Genomic DNA, 20117 nt, shown 5'->3' on the forward strand with positions numbered 1-20117 from the left:
AAACATTTTCCAACTTAACAAAATAAATCAATAGGGCTACTATAATATTGAACCAACTCGAAAAGGGGTACGGAGCAATGAATAATATAGATTACACACAAATATGTGTATGTGCAAACCTTCGAAAAAAAACACGAGTCGTGACACAATTGTATGATAAATTACTACAGCCCACTGGCTTAAAAGTTACTCAATACTCAATGCTAGCAAATATCGATCATCAACAATCAGTTTCCATAAGTCGACTAGGTGAAATTTTGCTACTCGATCAAACAACCATTACACGTAATATTAACTTGTTAAAGCAAAATGGCTATGTAGATTTAACAAGAGATCCGCAAGATGCTCGAGCAAAGGTCATTACACTAACTGATAAAGGGGTTAAAAAATTAAACGAGGCTGCTCCAATTTGGCAAGATATCCAAGAAAGAATTATCAATGATATTGGCATAGAGAAGTACGAGGATTTTTATGAAACATTGAAAACTATGCAAAAAATAATTCAATCTTATGATGAAGAATAAATAAACGAACCTAAACAAAAGAATCCATTTTGAAAATGATTGATCAAAATGGATTCTTAAAGTTGTTGTAGAACTAATATGCCAATGAAATTAAAGTGCCAATTAAGTATAGTTCTTCGGCAAAACGTGGGGTTGCATGAATCACTACACCTGCTGGATTACCACCTAATTTTGTTTCTGTAAAAGCATCAATTACATAATATGACAAAGCTAACTCTCCCTTACTTTTAAATTTATAAATTTTTAATACTTACTATATCTATTAATCTCTTTATAAATAAAAAAACGCCACAAAATGTGACGCTTTTCATATTATTGTATGACTCGTCTGCAAAACGAGGGGTTGATTTCCGTTCCGGCTGGGCGCTTTCCTAGGGGCGTCCAGCCTTCACTCTAATCAACTAAAACATTAATATTCAATAAGTGTTTTTATGTTTAAGTCGCCAATTTTTGCACGACCATTCAGCTCTTTTAACTCGATTAGGAAGGCACAGCCAACAACTTGACCACCTAGTTGTTCAACTAAACGCACTGTCGCTTCAACTGTACCACCAGTCGCAAGTAAGTCATCACAGATTAATACTTTTTGACCTGGTTTAATCGCATCTTTATGCATTGTTAGTGTATCTTTACCGTATTCAAGACCGTAGTCAGCACTGATCACTTCACGTGGTAATTTTCCTGGCTTACGAACAGGCGCAAAACCTATTTCAAGCGCATAAGCAACTGGACATCCGATAATGAAGCCACGAGCCTCAGGACCTACCACAATTTCAGCACCTAATTCTTTTGCGTAACTTACAATTTGGTCTGTTGCATATTTGTATGCAGCACCGTTATCCATAATTGTTGTAATATCTTTGAAGCTAATGCCCTCTTTCGGCCAGTTTTCAACCGTTGTTACGTATTGCTTTAAATCCATGTTATTGCTCCTCCTACGAAACTTATTCGTATATTAATGTAATCGTTCATCAAACCATTGTTTTAATTCTATATAAGGGGCATATACTAGCTTCTGCTCCATTTCAATCTGTTCTGAACGCTGTTTGTAAGACGGTGCCTCTGTAAGTGCCTGTTTTGGTGCATTCACGTTGACAGTCGTCAGTCCACTCTCCATTTTAACAAAATCAAGTTCAAAAAACACCTGTGTCATAAATTTTAATGCATCTAACGGCCAACCTGTATGTTTAGCTAATTCAGCCAAATGCATATTTAATGGAAAGGCAGGGCGATTTTTCAAAAACTTATAATACCAGGAGAATTGCTCACGTGTAGGCAATCCATTGAAGTACTGAGAATCAGGCATGTAAAAATGTGCATATATACGGGAAGGAGCTGTTTTCCGTAAGACATTTTCTAACATTTGAACATTTTGTGGCAAATCCAGTAGGACGATATAATTGCTTTGTTCTACATTTGAAAGCGTAGGATCTACTGCTAGGATTGGTACACCAATTAGCGACTGGTAATAGGAAATCGTCTCTGAACGGAAGGCGATAAATGTTGCCTCCTCTTTTGGGACCGTATTTAACCAGCGGGATGTTTGGCGAATACCACGAATATCAAATAATTGCCATTCAGTCGTTTGGACATCTTCTATCATAAATTGTGCTTTTTTACGTCCTTGCCATTCGTTAATTTGTAAATCCCCTGTAAATGAAACTTTAATTCCATATGTTAATTCGTCGTGTAAATGTCCTTTATTAAATCCAACACTATCTAATTTTTCATAGCCATCCGTCAATTCCATTTTTATATGATTTTCTGCTGCTCCAATTTTCCGCATGGAGGATATCTCCACATCTTCGAGCACATAAACAGGCTTCGGAAAATCAGTACCATATGGACCAAGCGTTGAAATCTCTTCAATGGCATCTGCTGAAATTTCATCCATTTTTAGTGGTATATCAATATTGAGTACAGGTGTCAATTGCTCTTCTGATAAACATGCTCTCGCTTGAGCATCTAAGCGTGATCTTAATTCATCCACATGCTCAATAGATAATGTCATCCCCGCTGCCATAGGGTGCCCACCAAAATGAGGTAATATGTCTCTATTTTTCGCTAATTCATTATATAAATGAAACCCTTCTATACTACGGGCTGAACCTTTAGCTGTTCCTTTTTCATGGTCTAGTGAAAGTACAATTGTTGGACGATAATAAAGCTCGACAAGACGAGATGCGACAATTCCTACTACTCCAGCATTCCAGCCTTCACCAGCAATAACTAAAACGAGTGACTCCCCAACCTTTTTATCTGATTCAATGAGAGCAATGGCCTCATCTGTAATACTTTTTACGATATCTTTGCGCTCACTATTACACGTATTAAGCTGTTTCGCTATTGCTATTGCCTTAGCATTATCCTCAGCCATTAATAGCTCTACACCTGGCGCCGCTTCTCCTAGACGACCAACAGCATTTAAGCGCGGTCCAAAGTAAAAACCGATTGTTTCTTCGCTAATTTTAGCTTGCTCTGCGCTGGCTACTTCACACATTGCTTGTACCCAAGGGCTGAGTGAACGGCGCATTTCTTCTATTCCTCGTTTTACTAGGTAGCGATTTTCATCAACTAATGGTACTAAATCCGCTACTGTTCCAATAGCTACATATTCAAATAGCTGCGTTGGCAGTTCTCCATATAGAGCATGTGCTAACTTAAAAGCTACCCCTACACCTGCAAGCTCGCCAAATGGATAATGTCCTTCTGGTATACGAGGATGTAAAATAATATCGGCAGGTGGTAATTCATCGCCTGGTTCATGGTGATCTGTAACGATAACATCCATACCTAGTTCCTTCGCGACACGAATCGGTTCAATGCCTGAAATACCATTATCAACTGTTATAATTAGCTGAACACCCTCGTCATGTGCTTCACGAAATAGCACCTCATTCGGTCCATAGCCATGAATAAAACGATTCGGTATTTTAAACGATACATCGGCACCTAGATCAAGCAACACATTCAGCATTACTGTCGTGCTTGAGACACCATCCGCGTCGTAATCGCCAAATACAAGGATTTTCTCTCCGTTTTCAAGCGCATGCTCTATACGTGCCACAGCTTCTGCCATACCATGCATTAAAAACGGATCATGGATACTTGCTTCTGTCATATTTAATAAGCTCTCTGCGTCAGCAGTTGTTTCACAGCCTCGAGCTGCTAAAATTTTCGCTGCAATCGCAGAAAGTTGTAGGTCATTTTGTAATGTTTGGACAAGCTTAGCGTCTGGGTGCTCTACCTGCCATCTCTTTTTCGATAGAATCATCTTTTCACTTCCTTACGTAGGCTATTATACAGAAAATCTAACCTATCCGCACTATTTGTCAGAATGATAGTTTTATCCATTAGATTTTCAATTCAATCCGTTGGTTTTACTAAACTACTCGAAGGATAGAAGTCAGAGTGACAGATAGAAGAGTCAAAGTCGTGGTTAGAAGAACCGAAGTCGTCTATAGAACCGTCAGAATCGGATAGAACAGCCGAAGTCGTGGTTAGAACCGTCAGAATCGTGGATAGAACATCCAAAATCGTGGATAGAACCGTCAGAATCGTGGATAGAACATCCAAAATCGTGGATAGAACCGTCTAAGCCTTGGGTAGAACCTCAAAGTCATGGATAGAGCCGCCAAATTCATGGGTAGAACCTCAAAGTCGTGGATAGAGCCGCCAAATTCATCGATAGAGCCGCCAAATTCATCGATAGAGCTGCCAAATTCATCGATAGAACCGCCAAATTCATCGATAAAGCCGCCAAATTCATCGATAGAGCCGCCAAAGTCGTGGATAGAGCCACCAAAGTCGCGGATGGAACCGTCAAAGCCTTGAATACCAGTCTCAAAAGAAAAAAGCCTACTCCATTAAAGAGTAGACTTCTGAAACACACCTTTTGAAGCAAATACTAATGCTTCAACCTTATCTAAATCACCTTCATGCAATGCTGTCACGATCGCACTACCAACGATTACGCCATCACTAAGTGCCCCCATGCTAACCACTTGCTCGGGTGTTGAAATTCCAAAGCCAGCTAGTACTGGTATTTGACTTGCTTCACGTAAGCGAGCAAAATGATCATGTAAATCATTTGCAAAGCTTGTGCGAGCCCCTGTGATTCCATTGACTGTCACAGCATAAACGAAGCCTTGACTAGCAGCCGCGATACGTGCAATTCGCTCTGGAGGACTTGTTAACGATACAAGTTGAACGATGTCGATACCTTGAGGATTTAATGTGTCACGTAAAACGGCACTTTCTTCAAGTGGTACATCAGGAACGATTAATCCTTTAACGCCCCCCGCTACACAAGCCTTCGCGAAAGACTCTAACCCAAAAGCTAAAACAGGATTAAAATAAGTCATAACAACTAACGGAACTTGAATTTCTTCTTTAAATGAAGCTAATGCTTCTAGCACTTTACGTAATGTCACACCTTCTGCTAAAGCCCGTTCACCTGCTTGCTCTATCGTAGGCCCATCTGCTACAGGATCCGTGAACGGTATCCCAACTTCAATGGCCGTTACACCCATTTGCTGTAACTTCAGGATCGTTGGCTTCAAAGTTTCCAGTCCCCCATCGCCCGCCATAATATATGGTATAAATGCTTTATTACCAGCGATCTTCGTTTGTTCAATTGCCTGCTGTAGTGTTGTCATTACATTTCTCCTCCTAATGCTTTACGAACAGTATGAACATCTTTATCTCCTCGGCCGGATAAGCACACAACAATGATGTCATCTGTAGACATTGTCTTCGCAAGTTTTGCTGTATAGGCAATGGCATGAGAGCTTTCTAGCGCAGGTAGTATACCTTCTGTTCTACACAGTAACTGCAAACCCTCAAGTGCTTCACTATCTGTAATCGCATCAAATGTAACACGCCCAATATCATGTAAATAACAATGTTCCGGGCCCTTCCCTGGATAATCTAAACCAGCTGAAATAGAATGTGCCTCTTGCACAAAGCCATTTTCATCTTGTAATAAATACATGTATGCACCGTGTAAAACGCCTAGTTGTCCACCAGCGATTGCTGCTGCATGTTTTCCTGTCTCAATGCCACTACCTGCAGCCTCTACTCCGTATAGCGCTACAGTTTCATCGTCGACAAAAGGATGGAACATACCGATTGCATTACTACCTCCACCTATACAAGCAACGACTGCATCTGGTAAACGCCCTTCCTTAGCTAAAATCTGTTCTCTAGTTTCAACGCCAATTACACGCTGGAAATCCCTAACGATTTTTGGGAATGGATGTGGTCCTAAAGCTGAGCCTAAAATATAATGAGTATCTTCAACATTTGTCACCCAGTAGCGCAGTGCTGCATTGACAGCATCCTTCAATGTTTTTGAACCTGTTTCTACAGACTCCACTTTTGTACCGAGTAACTCCATGCGAAAGACATTCAATTGTTGACGTTCTATATCCTCCGCTCCCATAAATACAACACATTCAAGATTCAATAATGCGCATGCAGTTGCCGTTGCCACCCCGTGCTGCCCTGCACCTGTTTCTGCCACTATTTTCTTTTTGCCCATTCGTTTTGCAAGAAACGCTTGACCAATCGCATTATTAATCTTATGGGCTCCAGTATGATTTAAATCTTCACGTTTTAAATAAATCTTCGCGCCGCCTAGCTCTTTTGTTAAATTTTCTGCATAATACAATGGCGTCTCACGGCCAACGTATTGTTGTAAATAATAGGCCAATTCCTCAGTAAATGTTTGATCATTCATTGCCTCATCATAGGCCGCCTCTAATTCCAACAAAGCTGTCATTAATGTTTCCGGAACAAATTGTCCACCAAATTTCCCATAACGCCCTTCCTTTGTCGGTACACTATTTGCAATTGAATTTACCATTATACTCTTCCCTTCTTCACTGCCTGTATAAATGCGTTTATTTTTACTATGTCTTTTACACCGTCTGTCTCTACGCCACTCGATACATCTACCATAAATGGCGACACAAGTGATACTGCTTCTTCAATATTTTCAACTTGCAAACCACCTGCTAAAATTAGCTTTTCTCGTGGAATCCCTACCATCTCTAAGAGGGTCCAATCAAACGTGTGACCACTGCCACCTTTAAAATCTGTCCCTGGTGCATCAAATAAGTAATAGTCTACATCATAGTTAGCAGCAGCCTGAACATCTTCAATACCTCTTACGGATAAAGCTTTAATGGCTGGATAACCTTGCTGACGAATAAACTCCGGAGATTCTTCCCCATGATATTGCACATAATCTAATGGCACGCTTTCTACCGCTGTACGTAATTCCGCTGCGCTTGGATTAACAAAAACACCGATTTTTAAAACGCCCTCTGGCACATGTTTGGCTAATTGCTGTGCCTGTTCAACCGTCACTCGTCGTTTACTTGGTGCAAAGACAAAACCAATTACATCCGCTCCTGCCTCTACCGCTGCCTGCACATGCTGTTGTTCCTTCAGTCCACAAATTTTTACCTTCGTCATACAGATGCCCCCACCTTATTGACCTGTAAACTTTTTAGCGCAGTACCTGCATCACCACTGCGCATTAATGACTCACCTACAAGAACGCCACTAGCCCCCATGGCTGCCACTACTTTAGCGTCTTCTTGCGTCCAAATCCCACTTTCACTTATTAATACTTTCTCTCCTTCGAACGGAAAAGCTTCTGCAATTTCACGTGTCCGTTCCAGACTCACCTCAAAGGTACGTAAATCACGGTTATTGACGCCAATTAGCTTGGCCCCCACTGCAATAGCACGTTCAAGCTCCTCTAAATCATGCACCTCCACTAAGACTTCTAGATTTAAGCCTGTTGCATAGCTATATAGATCGCGTAATGCCTCATCTGTTAACGCGGCTACAATTAGTAAAATAATAGATGCACCTGATGCCTTTGCAAATCGAATTTGCACACGATCGATCATAAAGTCCTTACAAAGAAGTGGCGTTTGAACAGCATTTGCAACTGCAGCTAAATCATCAAAGGAGCCTTTAAAAAACTTTTTATCTGTTAAAACAGAAATGGCCGCTGCTCCAGCTTCTGCATATTTTTTTGCCTGCGCCACTGGATCTGCCCCTTCTGCGATAAGTCCCTTTGAAGGGGAAGCACGCTTCATTTCAGAAATAACCTGTAATGTTTCAGCTTTTCTCAATCGTTCAAATAATGACGGACGCAGATTTTCTGTAAAATTAGCTAACGGGTCGGGCTGTTCAAGTAAAGCACTAACTTCTATCTTTTTTTGTTCAAGAATTTTATTTAAGATATTCATTGTTGGACCTCCACTCTTTTAATATGCTCACTATAAGCGACAACTGCCTCTAATTTTTGAAGGGCACGACCGCTAAAAATACTATCCTTCGCCATTTCTACACCTTCTTTAACAGTTTCAGAAATTCCATAGCTGAACAACCCAATACCAGCATTCAATAAAACCGTGTCAAAGTAAGCACTTTGTTCACCAGCTAATAATTTACGCATAATAGCGGCATTTTCATCTGCATTGCCTCCACGAATGGCCTCTATTGGTGCATAGCTAAGACCCGCATCCTCTGGAGTTAAAGAAAAAGGAATCAAGTCTCCTTTATCTACTAAGACAAAAGTATTTTGGCCAGCTAATGACGCCTCGTCTAAACTTAGTGGCCCAGAAACGACCATTGCACGTTCACGCCCGAGCATTTGTAATACCGAAGCATACTCCATGACAAAATTCGGACGGTTAATGCCGGTAAATTGCGTCGATAAAGGCACTGGATTCGTAAGTGGACCGACAAGATTAAATATAGTTGGCTTGCCTAGTGCCCGACGTACCTCGCCGATTCGCTTTAATTTTGGATGCACATTTGGAGCATATAAAAAGGCTATTCCTTCTTTCTCTAACAGCTCAACAGTTTGCTCAATGGAAATATTCGTATGAATACCGAGTGCTTCCAAAACATCAGAGCTTCCGGATGCCGAAGAAATTTTGCGATTCCCGTGCTTCGCCATTTTGACACCTGCCCCTGCTAACACAAAGGCGCAAGCCGTACTTATATTAAATGTATTAAGACCATCACCACCGGTTCCGCAATTATCCATATAGATCCCAGCTTTTGCTGGTACGTCTAGTGCAAAGGAACGCATAACGGTAGCTAATGCCGCTACTTCATGTGCTGTTTCACCTTTAACAGATAATGCTGTTAAAAAGCTTGCAATTTCTTCCTTCGGTGTGTCATCTTGGAACATCCATTTTGCTGCCTTTAGCATTTCCTCATACATTAAATGCTCTCGTTGTTGTATTTTTTGACGAATACCATCCATTAATGTGGACCTCCTTCTTTTTCAAGTAGCTGTAAAAATTCCTGTTGGTCCTCTTCTATTTGTTTTAAACTTTCATCGACATTTGTGTATTTGGTCACCGTTACAGTTGTTTGCAGATGCATCGTTTCATTTTCTATGACAATGGATTTCCCTGTTAAAGCAAAATCAAGATGACCGTTAAAACCAATAAATCCAAGAGCTCCTCTAAATATCTCCGTAACTTGATTAGATTTCCCAAAATAGTCCCTTACCTGTTCTTTTGGCATACTTGCTGATGCAAAAGGTGGTAACGTCGCAGCTAATACATCCAGTGCATGGAGCATCGGTAATATTTGCCCTTCGACTCTCGATGCCATGTGTAATGCATGCTTTGAGCGTTCAATTCTCATCGCCTCAATGACTTGAATGGAATCTCGGAAGCACACAGACTGTAACTCTTGTCGCACGGCAGAAACAAGTACAGCATGCGACTTCCTAATATTTGTGTTTTCATAGAGCTTTCGTTCATGTTCTAAATCTTCACCTTTTGTGGAACCTCTTGGATATGTCCCCTCTGTTGGTGTTGCAATCACACGCTCACCTTTTACACGAATTAGGCTTTCAGGAGATGTTCCTAAAACAACATGATCCTCAAACTCTACATAATACATATACGGAGCAGGATGTTTTTTACGCAATTGACGATATAAAGCGAAAGCATCTCCTTGTAAATTTGCTAAAAAACACTTTGATAAAACGACTCTTGTAATATCTTCATCTAAAATAGCTTTGATAGATGTAAGAGAATTTGCAAATTGTTCATTCGTAGACGATTCAAAAGGTTCATAGCTACAAGTTGTATCCTCATCCTCCCTACCGTTTAAAAGTTGCTCTGCCAACTCTTCTAAATTTGGTTCTTTTTTTTCTGCATCGATATTTGTATGAATCAAAGTAACCTCATCTGTTACATGATCAAACACAATGACCGTCTCATACACATGGAAATGCACATCTGGGAGCTGCACTTTATCCTGAGCAGTTGATAAAATCGTTGTTGCATCATGACCAATATAACCAACAGCTCCTCCTGAAAACGGGAATTGTGTCGTATTGGATATACGCGGCATTAATCTTTTCAATAAAACAAACATATCGCCCTTATGTGTATAGGTGTTTCCAGTCTTATATGAATATTCCTGAATCTCCTCTCCATAGCCTTTATACGTTTTTCTTGGATTAGCACCAATAAAAGAAAAACGTCCTGCTCCCTCATGCTGTGCTGAACTCTCAAGTAAAAATTTACGCTTCCCTTGTAGGCGTCTAAAAATTAAAATCGGTGTTAAAGAATCAGCATTAATGGTTTTCATTTTTGTTCTTGAACTCGTCGATTGCATAATTACCAAGCTCCTTTTCTTATAAATTCACTAACGTTTAACTAAAAAATGTATAGCACCTGAATCGACTTTTATTGAATAAAGTTGAATAAAAAGGATCATCATCATAGCGTAGGGTTGATTTCCGTTCCGGCTGGGCTCTTTGCCACTGACGCACAGATAAAACATTTGCTGCTGGCGCTTCGCTTTCGCACAGAGCAAAGCTTCCTGGGGGCGTCCTTCTTTTTTTGACCTAACCACCGCCGATAATGTCTACAAATTTATTAGTAATATCTTCGGAGCATTCATCCCATGCAAATAGAAGCAATAAAAAAAGTCCTCTGCAAATAGGATTTTTCCTAATTGCAGAGGACGATCATGACCGCGTTGCCACCTCATATTAGAGCATATTTGCTCTCCCTTATGTGCTCAAACTTAGTTCGTCAGTAAAATTGACATATCTTTTTAATTAATGTAAAAAGATTTGTCTAAATCGAAGCACCCCCTATAACGTGGGGAATCCGTTCGCTATTATCAATTCCGCCTTGGCGTAATAACATCCGGCGTTCAGTAGGTGTTTGTATACCCACTGGATGAAGATAATTAGCGACTCTCATAAGTCCATTCACATAAGCTACAAATCAGTTCGCACCAGCCACTGACTCTCTAAATTGCACACTTACGCTACTACTCTTATTCAACAATTTCTCAGCTATTCTCATCTAAACTCAGCTCATCTGTTCTAAGGCTGACCTCGCTCCCGAGACCAACTACCTTGTATCGAACAAAAAAGTTAGCCTTATTTTATGCCAAGCTATGAAAATTGTCAATCAATTCAGAGAAAAAGGAAAATGTTGAAAGGACTTTTGAAATTATATAATAGGAAAAATCACCTTCTATCTGCACCAGTAAAAGGGAATTAAACTACCTACTTTTGAGAATTTATCAAGTATTGACCTTGTAAAAATATCAAGTTATAGTAAATTTAGACCATTGATTCTCTAATACATTAAAGAAGGTAGGAACGAATATGTCCGTTCGAAAAAAACTAAATATAGGTTTTATTTCACTCACTTGTTTACTTTTAATATCAAGTATTATTGCATTTTTTCAATTTAAGTCGGTGGAAGGAGATATAGTAGAGGTACTTGATCACAGAATCGTGCAAATTGAATTAACAGAGGAAATACAGCAACAGCTTGCCTCACAGGGGCTTTTTTTACGTTCCTATATTCTGAATATTAAGGATGAGACGACAAAATCAAATTTAGAACGTTATGAAAAACAATTACCAGAAACAATCCAAGAACTTTCAGGCATTGTTCGTTCCGATTACACAAAAAATATTATGAAGCAAGTAACCGAATTACAGCAAGATTTACTAACAAGTTCTGATAAAGCAGTGCAAGCATTTAATAGTGGAAATACAGATTTAGCTTTATCATACATAAATGGAGAAGTTACAAAAAGCAACAAAGAAATTTACACACTGACAAATGATTTATTAAACTATCATGATGAACAGCTGCAAAAGGTTAAAAGTAGTGTTGTCCAAACAGTTGCACAAGCTATTATTATTTCTATTGCCTTACTTGTTTTAAGTGCAATTGTTGGTTTATATTTTATGTATTTTGTAAAACGCTCCATCATTCAACCGCTTCATAAAGTGATTAATGCAGCCGATACGTTAGCACACGGTGACTTAACGATTGCTCAGCTTGAACATAACTCAAAAGATGAGATTGGTACACTTGCCAATGCAGTGAATGCGTTAAAACAGAATTTATCTGTACTACTTAAAAATATTCAGGACAACGCGACACAATTATCTGCCGCTTCTGAAGAGCTTTCCGCTAGCACTGTGGAAGTGACAACAACTTCAAGCGACATCTCACATCGAGTACAAGACACGTCAAACCATCTAACTTCATCTGCTAGTGCCTCTCAACAAAGTGCTCTAGCTATGGATGAAACAGCTGCTGGTGTACAACGAATTGCTGAGGCTACTCAAAATTTGCATCACAATGCTATAAATATGACACAGCTTGCTAATACCGGGGGGGAAACTATTACGACTGCCAAGGAGCAGATGGATACAATTTCTGAGTCAACTACACGAATTGCCGATTTAACGCAAAAGCTAAGTAAGCAATCTGAAGAAATCGGGCAAATTACAAAAGTAATTACGGCTATTACTGAACAAACAAATTTACTGGCGCTCAATGCTGCCATCGAAGCAGCACGAGCTGGTGAGCACGGCAAAGGCTTCGCGGTTGTAGCAGATGAAGTACGAAAGCTTGCTGAAGAATCCAAGCAATCTGCTGGCCAAATTGTCGCCCTTACAAATGAAATTCAAACGGATACAAAAAACGTTGCCACTGCTGTGCATGAAGGATTAGTATCTGTGCAGGATGGTGTAGCAAAAATTCATGAGGCCGGTGATGCATTCGATTCTATTACAGAGTCTGTGCAAACATTTACTGACCAAATTGAAGATATCTCAGCCACTTCGGAACAAATCTCAGCTAGTGCTGAAGAAGTAGCTGCCTCTGTAACAGAAATTGCAAATGGTGCGAGTATTTCAGCGAGCAACTCACAAATCATTGCTGAAGCAGTAGAAGAGCAAGCTGCAACAATGCAGCAGGTGAATGAGGTAGCTGAGGAATTAAGCAATAACGCTCAGCAACTCCAAGCATTACTTCTGCAATTTAAACTTTAACTTCTTTCAACAATTGTTTTGGTAGCGAAAGCGAAGCGTCAGCTACAATTGTTTTATGTAACGTAAGTGAAACGGCAGTTACAATTATTTCCTGCCGCTACGCTTTCGGTACAAATAGACATTTATTGAAAAAGTTATAGTCTCCGTACGCAATTATGCCGAGGCATAATTGATTATATGAAACAAAAAGAATCTGCTACTTTCCAAAGAAAGCAAGCAGATTCTTTTCTTTATAAAAAAACAGGGAAAGAAATGTTTCCTTTCCCTGTTTTAAAGACTTATGTTAAACAGTAGGCTCGTCAGTACCCCATTGTTTTTTCTCTTTTTTGTGTATTTGACCATCTGATTTTTTCATTTCACGAACTTTAAGTGAATACCAGATTTGTGCAGCAATACAAATTGAAGAATACATACCTGTGATTAAACCGATTAATAACGCGATTGAGAAGTTTTGAATCGACGGTGCACCTAAAATAAGAAGTGACACTGTCACGATAATAACCGTTAACACTGTGTTAACAGATCGACCCATCGTTTGACGTAGTGATTTGTTCACGATATCCGCTAACACTTCACGGTCTTTAATCGTATCATATCGATCTAAGTTTTCACGCATCCGGTCAAACGTAACGATCGTATCATTAATAGAATAACCGACAATCGTCAGTACAGCTGCAATAAACGTAATATCAACTTCTAAGCGCATGAAACTAAATACAGCAACAATTAAGAATACGTCATGTAGTAACGAGACAATCGCCCCAACACCCATGCGCCATTCGAAACGAACCGCTACATAGATAATGATACCGATAGCCGCAAGTGATAATGCTTTTACAGCATTTTTTACAAGCTCTTTACCGACAGTTGGTGACACTGTACTTACGCCAGGTTCATGACCATATTTTTTGCCAGCTTCTTTTTTGAATTTTAAAATTTCTGCTTGCGATAGGTCATGTTTGTAACGGATAACCGCAGAGTTACTCTTTTCACCTGTCAAAACGATATCTTCAGATGAGAAGCCAATACTATCTAGATATTTAGATACTTCTTCTTTATTCAACGTTTGCTCCGCCTCAATTTGCACACGAGTACCACTTAAAAAATCAATACCAAGGTTTAGACGGAATATACCAAGAACCACTAAACCAGCTACTAGAATAGCTAATGAGAATGTATAGAATTTCTTACGGTTGTGTACAAAGTCAAAACGATCAAATTTCGTTGATAAATCTAATGTACCAATATTTTCATCTAAGCTATGCTGTTTAGATTTTGCAATACCAAACCATGCTGGATTGTTGAAATAGCCACTATTTGCAAGTAAAGCTAATAGTACACGAGAACCCCAAACAGCTGTTACGAAGCTTAGTAAAATACTAATAATTAATGTTGTTGCAAATCCTTTAACAGAGCTTGTCCCCCATTGGAATAATACAGCAGCAGCTAATAATGTAGTTAGCTGTGCATCGATAATTGCTGATAAAGACTCCTTCGAGCCAATCTGGAATGCTTGTTTAACCGAATAACCTACTCGTAGCTCTTCACGAATACGCTCCGCTGCTAAAATATTCGCATCAACGGCCATCCCTATACCGAGCACGATAGCTGCAATACCTGGCAGTGTTAATACCGCGTTAATCCAGCCAAATACAACTAGTACTAGGAACGTGAAAATAGCAAGTGTAATGATGGAAATAAAGCCAGGTAAACGATAGTAGAATAGCATAAATAAGAAAATTATTACTACGCCTACAACACCTGCGAAAATTGTACTTTTCAGTGCTTGGTCACCAAATTGTGCACCAACTGAAGTAGAATAAATTTCTTTAAGCTTTACAGGAAGTGCCCCAGCATCTAAAATACCTGCTAAATTTTTTGTTTCTTCAACTGTGAAATTCCCGCTAATCATTACATCCGTTGTATTTAATGTTTGGTTAACAGTTGCTGCAGATGCATAACGAGGCTTCGCTTTTTGTGATTCAGCTTTATATGAATCAACACCATCTTCAAAGTCTAACCATACAACGAGTAAATTTTGACCTGCTGGTTTAGCGGCAATTTTACTAGTTATATCAGCAAATTTCTTTGCATCTTTTAATGTTAGGGAAACAATTGGACGGTTTTGTTGGTCAAAGGAATCCTTAGCGCCACCTGGCTTTAAGTCATTACCATCCAGCAATATATTGTCATCGACATCACGGAATGTTAAATTCGCAGTAGTAGACAATAATTTACGTGCTGATTCTTGGTCTTCGACACCCGCTAATTGTACACGAATACGATTTTTGTCTTCAACCTGAATGCTCGGTTCACTTACCCCGATAGCATTTACACGTTCACCAAGAGCTGTTGCTGTTGCCGACAAAACACCCGGTGTAATTTCTTCTCCCTTGTGTAATTCTGTCACCTCATAAAGAACCTCAAACCCGCCTTGTAAGTCAAGACCTAGCTTAATGTCCTTTAAGACGCCGCTTACAGTCGTACCAATGGTTGCTGTAAAAATAACCAATAGTAATACGAATGCAACTATACGACTTTTTAGTTTCATTTATAAATCCTCCTCGAATTGGTGTAAGGCAATTCCTTACACTACAAACAAGTATAATAGCAAGTCCTTTTGAAACGTTTATTCCTCCTTTTCCTTTAGAATAATGTTGCCTGTGCTTCAAAAAGATTGCTCTACTTATTTCAATCGTTCATAACGCGCAAATTTATCCCTGTATTTGAATAGGTGTATTCCTCCAGATTTAGAAAAGAATTATTAGGAGGTATTTGAATAAATATACTTATACAAATAAAAAAAGCGCAACACACTCATTATGAAACACGTTGCGCTTGGTGTCAATTCAACACTTTTAGTATTCTTTTATTATTTGACAAATTTCACACATTCTTCTTAAGTTTTAACCGGACCAAGTAGCATTTTTAACTCTTCCGTATTCAATTCTGTAAACCATTCATTGCTTTGTAAAAATTCTACTTGATTAAATGATACGATATCAGATGGTGATACTGAAAAAATAGTGGAGATAATTTCATGTAAACGTAATTGTTCAATATTTTTTTTGCGCCATTTTTTTTCTATACAGAAGCGCCATAGTTCTTCTGCTGTAATCGCATCATATTGAAAATGTTTAAACTCTTCTATCTTACTATCAATTGCAGGACGAATTTTTTCAAATAGTTGCTCATACTGCATACTCATTTTGAATCATCTCCAATCAAAGTTGTATCGTAAGACATGTCTGCATACAAATAGTGTAAATGAATTTTTGTGGCTTGAGAAGGGACGGATGGCATGAGTTCTTTTGTACGGGGTACACTATTTTTAATGTTCGTGATTTTTTTATCAAAACTCTTTGGCTTCTTTTATAGAATGCAATTTATGCGTATCGCTGGTGAAGAGGCAGTCGGCATTTATATGACCGTCTATCCGGCGTTCATTTTCTTCATCTCACTCATTCAACTTGGACTACCTATCGCTGTGGCAAAAATTGTAGCAGAGTTACTAGCAAAGAACAAACGCGAAGGCATCTATGGTGTTATGCGTACGGCTATACTTTGGTCATTTATTGGAATGATCATCTTTATGCCGATTGTTGCACTTACTATACCATATATCTCGACTACACTTTTACATAATGAACAAACAACAATTACGCTTTGGATTGCACTCTTTGCTGTACCAGTGTCAGTTGGTTCTGGCTTATTGCGCGCTTATTTACAGGGTATTGCGAAAATTACACCAACAGCTTGGGCTCAAATGATTGAGCAAATTATCCGCATTACCTTCATCACATTTACACTGCCTTTTGTGGCTGCCTATGATAACGCTGCCGTTACAGCAGCCTCTGCTATGGGTATTACGCTTCTAGCTGAAGTCGTTGCTTTCTTGTATTTGTGGATGCATTATATTGTCTCAAAGAAAAAATTATTGACACAAAAAAACAAAATTGAGGCTTATCCTTCCTCTCCGATGTTACGGATTGCCCTTCCTTCTGCAGGAAGCAAGCTATTTGGATCTTTTACTTGGTTTTTAGAGCCTATCATTTTTTTAAAGGCTTTAACAATGGCAGGATTAACAGCCTCCGCTGCAACAATTTTATATGGGGTTATTTCAGGTGTACTAGTCCCCCTATTATTATTCCCGGCTTTTGTGTCTGCAGCACTTTCGATCGTTCTTATACCAGCTGTTAGTGATGCCGTTGCACGTCAGCACATACCGCTCCTACAGGAACGTATTTCTGTATCATTGCGACTTTCATCATTAGTGGGCTGTGTTGCTGCTACGTACTTTTTCGTTCATGGAGACGACTTAGCTATGAAGCTCTTTCACTTACAAGAAAATCGTGGATATGTGAAAATATTGGCCCCTATTTTTTATTTTTATTATATACAAAGTCCATTGCACTCTATATTACAAGCAATCGGTGAGGCTCGTGCAGCAATGATGAACTCCATTTATGGTGGTCTTGGTAAACTCTTTGTCATGTTCGTACTTGCTTCTCAGCCTGGGATACAGGAAAAAGGTGCCGTTGTAGCAATTGGCTTTGGCGTTTTATTAACTTCATTTTTGCATATCGCAACAGTAAGACAGCGCAAAAATTTACGTGCTGGCTTTAGAATGTTTGTCGTGCCATATAGCTGCTTTATTGCTGTTTGTGTTACTCAGTATTTCCTGATGCAAATAATGCCACTGCCTTTTATTTTAAGTAGCTGTGTAACGTTGTTTTTACTATTTACTTTCTTATTATTTACCAATCAGTTGCGCATAACTGATTTGCGCTACCTTCGTAAGCTGGCCAAGAAAGTTTAAGATTCTTTCAGCTGGATATGAAGCCGATCTTCTTCCCAAACACAAAAAAATACTATGTTACTATCCGTAATATTATTTTTAGCAAGCTCTGCTATTAACCAATCAGTATCTTTATGCAAGACCTGTAAATGCCTATCCTGAATATCACCGTCGATAATCAGTGGGTAAACAAATGCCTTTTCATCTTTTTGGTATACAGACAGATTGCCCGAGGGCTCTAGATAAGCATAAGCAATATCTGTAACGGAAGCATTTCCGTTTTCGCGTAATTGTTGACACAAATCATCTAAATTATAGCGTTGCTTGCGCATTTCACTTTCTAAAATGACACCATCTCTTATCAGTAATACTGGATCACCATCAACTAGATCACGGAATTTTTTACTTTTGAGTGAAATATATGCAGTTGTTATTTGTATGAAAAACAATATGATGATTGGTAAAATCACACTAAATAAAGGACTTTCGAAATCATCAAGTGCAAACGCAGCAACCTCAGCCATTAAAATGGATACAACTAAATCTATTACAGATAATTCGCCGACCTCACGTTTACCCATTAAACGAAAAATTATTAGGATAAACACATATAAAAAGCATGTTCTAAAAATAATCGTTAAATATTCTTCCATACAGTCACCCCCATAATATAAGGTGACCGTGTACGTTACTTTTTATACAAAAAAAGCCTTGTCAAAAATGAATTCTGCATTTTGACAAAGCTATTTATATGGTGTAAGGCGTTGTCCACTAATGTTGGACAACGCCTTTAAAATCAATTTTAGTCATTGTTAACTCGTCCGATTGCCTGACGATCAAATTTTACGCGCACATTGTCTGCGATTTTTAATGTTATAGTTGTGTCCTCAATTGAGTCAATCTCACCATGTAAACCACCGATTGTAATAACTTTATCTCCACGTTGCAAATTACCCTGCATATTTTGTGTTTCCTGCTGTCTCTTTTTGGCAGGGCGGATTAAAATAAACCACATTGCAACGAACATGATTAAAATCATGATTAAGCCAGAATATTGTTCCATCATTCTTGCCCCCTTTCTAATTCTCACTTTTTTAGTATAGACTATTCCACCCTAAAAAAGCGACGGACAAGCCCATTTTTTTTCTATATTACTAATATTTTTTCTAAGATAGACAATTTTTTGCTAGAAATATTCACATTTCACACAAATTTACATGATTTTTTTACTAAATATTAGAAGTTCTTTGCGTTTGGTCCATTAAAGCCATATTTCTCGAAAAATTCTTCTCGGAAATCACCAAGACGGTCCTCGCGTATTGCCTCACGTACTTGTTCCATTAGCTTCAATAGGAAGTGTAAGTTATGGTAAGTCGTTAAACGGATACCAAACGTTTCTTCCGTACGAATTAGATGGCGGATATAGGCGCGTGAATAGTTTTTACATGTATAGCAATCACAATTCGGATCAATTGGTCCGAAATCACGTGCATATTTTGCATTTTTAACAACTAAACGACCTTCAGATGTCATTAATGTGCCATTACGGGCAATACGTGTTGGTAATACACAGTCAAACATATCAATACCACGAATAGCACCATCAATTAATGAGTCAGGTGAACCGACACCCATTAAATAACGTGGTTTATTCGTTGGCATTAATGGTGTTGTAAACTCTAACACTCGGTTCATAACATCCTTAGGCTCACCAACAGATAGTCCTCCAATTGCATAACCAGGGAAATCTAGCTCTACTAATGCTTCTGCAGAACGACGGCGTAACTCCTCGTATTCTCCCCCTTGAATGATACCGAATAGACCTTGGTCTTCTGGACGTTTATGTGCCTCTTTACAACGTTTAGCCCAACGAGTTGTACGGTCTACCGATTGCAGCATATAGTCATATGTCGCAGGGTAAGGTGGACATTCATCAAAAGCCATCATAATATCTGAGCCTAAATCATTTTGAATTTCCATCGCCTTTTCTGGACTTAAAAACAATTTGTCCCCATTCAAGTGATTGCGGAAATGAACCCCTTCTTCTTCGATTTTACGGAATTGACTAAGTGAGAATACTTGGAAACCACCTGAATCTGTTAGAATCGGGCGATCCCAGTTCATAAATTTATGCAAGCCACCTGCTTCTTTAACAATATCATTACCTGGTCGTAGCCATAAATGATACGTATTTGACAGAATAATACCTGCATTCATGTCCTTTAATTCCTCAGGTGACATTGTTTTAACAGTTGCTTGTGTACCAACAGGCATAAAAGCTGGCGTTTCAAAAGAGCCATGTGGTGTATGGACGATGCCAAGGCGTGCTCCTGTTTGCTTACAAGTATGAAGTAGCTCATAACGAATTGCTGGTTGTGTCATATTATAAAAATCCCTCTCTTATCTAAAGTAAAAACAGTACTCCGAT

The 20117-nt window shown here is 39.0% G+C and carries 17 protein-coding genes and 1 other annotated feature; of the genes, 3 read left to right on the plus strand and 14 right to left on the minus strand.

Annotation, left to right across the window (positions count from 1 at the left end; genetic code table 11):
- Positions 1–77: 77 nt before the first annotated feature.
- Positions 78–524 (plus strand): MarR family winged helix-turn-helix transcriptional regulator, encoded by a 447-nt coding sequence (locus tag ACQKOG_RS06710; RefSeq protein WP_370075401.1) that lies wholly within the window; start codon positions 78–80, stop codon positions 522–524.
- 73 nt (positions 525–597) lie between these two features.
- Here ACQKOG_RS06710 and ACQKOG_RS06715 read toward each other — a convergent pair whose 3' ends face one another.
- The 9 genes from ACQKOG_RS06715 to ACQKOG_RS06755 all read right to left on the minus strand — a co-directional run bounded on the left by ACQKOG_RS06715 (position 598) and on the right by ACQKOG_RS06755 (position 10193).
- Entirely contained in the window at positions 598–732 is a 135-nt protein-coding gene (locus ACQKOG_RS06715; protein ID WP_370075402.1) for a hypothetical protein, read from the minus strand.
- 201 nt (positions 733–933) lie between these two features.
- Complete coding sequence (locus ACQKOG_RS06720; protein WP_370075403.1) at positions 934–1446, minus strand: adenine phosphoribosyltransferase; 513 nt, start codon at positions 1444–1446, stop codon at positions 934–936.
- Between the two features lie 33 nt (positions 1447–1479).
- Entirely contained in the window at positions 1480–3798 is a 2319-nt protein-coding gene (gene recJ, locus ACQKOG_RS06725; RefSeq protein WP_427445726.1) for a single-stranded-DNA-specific exonuclease RecJ, read from the minus strand.
- A gap of 592 nt (positions 3799–4390) precedes the next feature.
- Positions 4391–5182 (minus strand): tryptophan synthase subunit alpha, encoded by a 792-nt coding sequence (gene trpA / locus ACQKOG_RS06730; protein ID WP_370075405.1) that lies wholly within the window; start codon positions 5180–5182, stop codon positions 4391–4393.
- A complete protein-coding gene (gene trpB, locus ACQKOG_RS06735; RefSeq protein ID WP_427445728.1) occupies positions 5182–6390 on the minus strand; it encodes a tryptophan synthase subunit beta in 1209 nt (402 codons plus the stop codon). The genes trpA and trpB overlap by 1 nt, the downstream gene beginning before the upstream one ends.
- Positions 6390–7004 carry a phosphoribosylanthranilate isomerase gene (locus tag ACQKOG_RS06740; protein ID WP_370075407.1) on the minus strand — a complete coding sequence of 205 codons (615 nt, stop codon included), beginning with the start codon at positions 7002–7004 and terminating at the stop codon, positions 6390–6392. Before ACQKOG_RS06740 ends, trpB begins: the two co-directional genes overlap by 1 nt.
- Entirely contained in the window at positions 7001–7792 is a 792-nt protein-coding gene (trpC, locus tag ACQKOG_RS06745; RefSeq protein WP_370075408.1) for an indole-3-glycerol phosphate synthase TrpC, read from the minus strand. Before trpC ends, ACQKOG_RS06740 begins: the two co-directional genes overlap by 4 nt.
- Complete coding sequence (gene trpD, locus ACQKOG_RS06750; protein ID WP_370075409.1) at positions 7789–8820, minus strand: anthranilate phosphoribosyltransferase; 1032 nt, start codon at positions 8818–8820, stop codon at positions 7789–7791. Before trpD ends, trpC begins: the two co-directional genes overlap by 4 nt.
- Positions 8820–10193 carry a chorismate-binding protein gene (locus ACQKOG_RS06755; protein WP_370075410.1) on the minus strand — a complete coding sequence of 458 codons (1374 nt, stop codon included), beginning with the start codon at positions 10191–10193 and terminating at the stop codon, positions 8820–8822. Before ACQKOG_RS06755 ends, trpD begins: the two co-directional genes overlap by 1 nt.
- Positions 10194–10537: 344 nt before the next feature.
- Positions 10538–10882 (minus strand) — a binding site (T-box leader).
- A 320-nt stretch (positions 10883–11202) separates the two neighbouring features.
- Here ACQKOG_RS06755 and ACQKOG_RS06760 point away from each other — a divergent pair.
- Positions 11203–12891, plus strand: a complete 1689-nt coding sequence (locus ACQKOG_RS06760; protein ID WP_370075411.1) for a methyl-accepting chemotaxis protein — start codon at positions 11203–11205, stop codon at positions 12889–12891.
- 283 nt (positions 12892–13174) lie between these two features.
- Here the strand turns inward: ACQKOG_RS06760 and secDF are convergent, their stop codons facing one another.
- Both secDF and ACQKOG_RS06770 read right to left on the minus strand, forming a co-directional pair.
- Positions 13175–15442: a protein translocase subunit SecDF gene (secDF, locus tag ACQKOG_RS06765; RefSeq protein WP_370075412.1), complete on the minus strand. Its 2268-nt coding sequence runs from the start codon at positions 15440–15442 to the stop codon at positions 13175–13177.
- A 348-nt stretch (positions 15443–15790) separates the two neighbouring features.
- Positions 15791–16099, minus strand: a complete 309-nt coding sequence (locus ACQKOG_RS06770; RefSeq protein ID WP_370075413.1) for a post-transcriptional regulator — start codon at positions 16097–16099, stop codon at positions 15791–15793.
- A gap of 93 nt (positions 16100–16192) precedes the next feature.
- Between ACQKOG_RS06770 and ACQKOG_RS06775 the strand changes: the two genes are divergently transcribed.
- Positions 16193–17710, plus strand: coding sequence for a putative polysaccharide biosynthesis protein (locus ACQKOG_RS06775; RefSeq protein WP_370075414.1), 1518 nt, complete (start codon positions 16193–16195; stop codon positions 17708–17710).
- Here ACQKOG_RS06775 and ACQKOG_RS06780 read toward each other — a convergent pair.
- From ACQKOG_RS06780 to tgt, 3 genes are all read right to left on the minus strand, one after another.
- Positions 17707–18342 carry a DUF421 domain-containing protein gene (locus ACQKOG_RS06780; protein WP_370075415.1) on the minus strand — a complete coding sequence of 212 codons (636 nt, stop codon included), beginning with the start codon at positions 18340–18342 and terminating at the stop codon, positions 17707–17709. The two genes, ACQKOG_RS06775 and ACQKOG_RS06780, sit on opposite strands and share 4 nt — an antisense overlap.
- A gap of 149 nt (positions 18343–18491) precedes the next feature.
- Positions 18492–18752, minus strand: coding sequence for a preprotein translocase subunit YajC (gene yajC / locus ACQKOG_RS06785; protein WP_370075823.1), 261 nt, complete (start codon positions 18750–18752; stop codon positions 18492–18494).
- Positions 18753–18925: 173 nt separating this feature from the next.
- Positions 18926–20071, minus strand: coding sequence for a tRNA guanosine(34) transglycosylase Tgt (gene tgt, locus ACQKOG_RS06790; protein ID WP_370075416.1), 1146 nt, complete (start codon positions 20069–20071; stop codon positions 18926–18928).
- Positions 20072–20117: the final 46 nt, after the last annotated feature.

This window comes from Lysinibacillus sp. NPDC093216 (assembly GCF_050280325.1).
Lineage (GTDB): Bacteria > Bacillota > Bacilli > Bacillales_A > Planococcaceae > Lysinibacillus.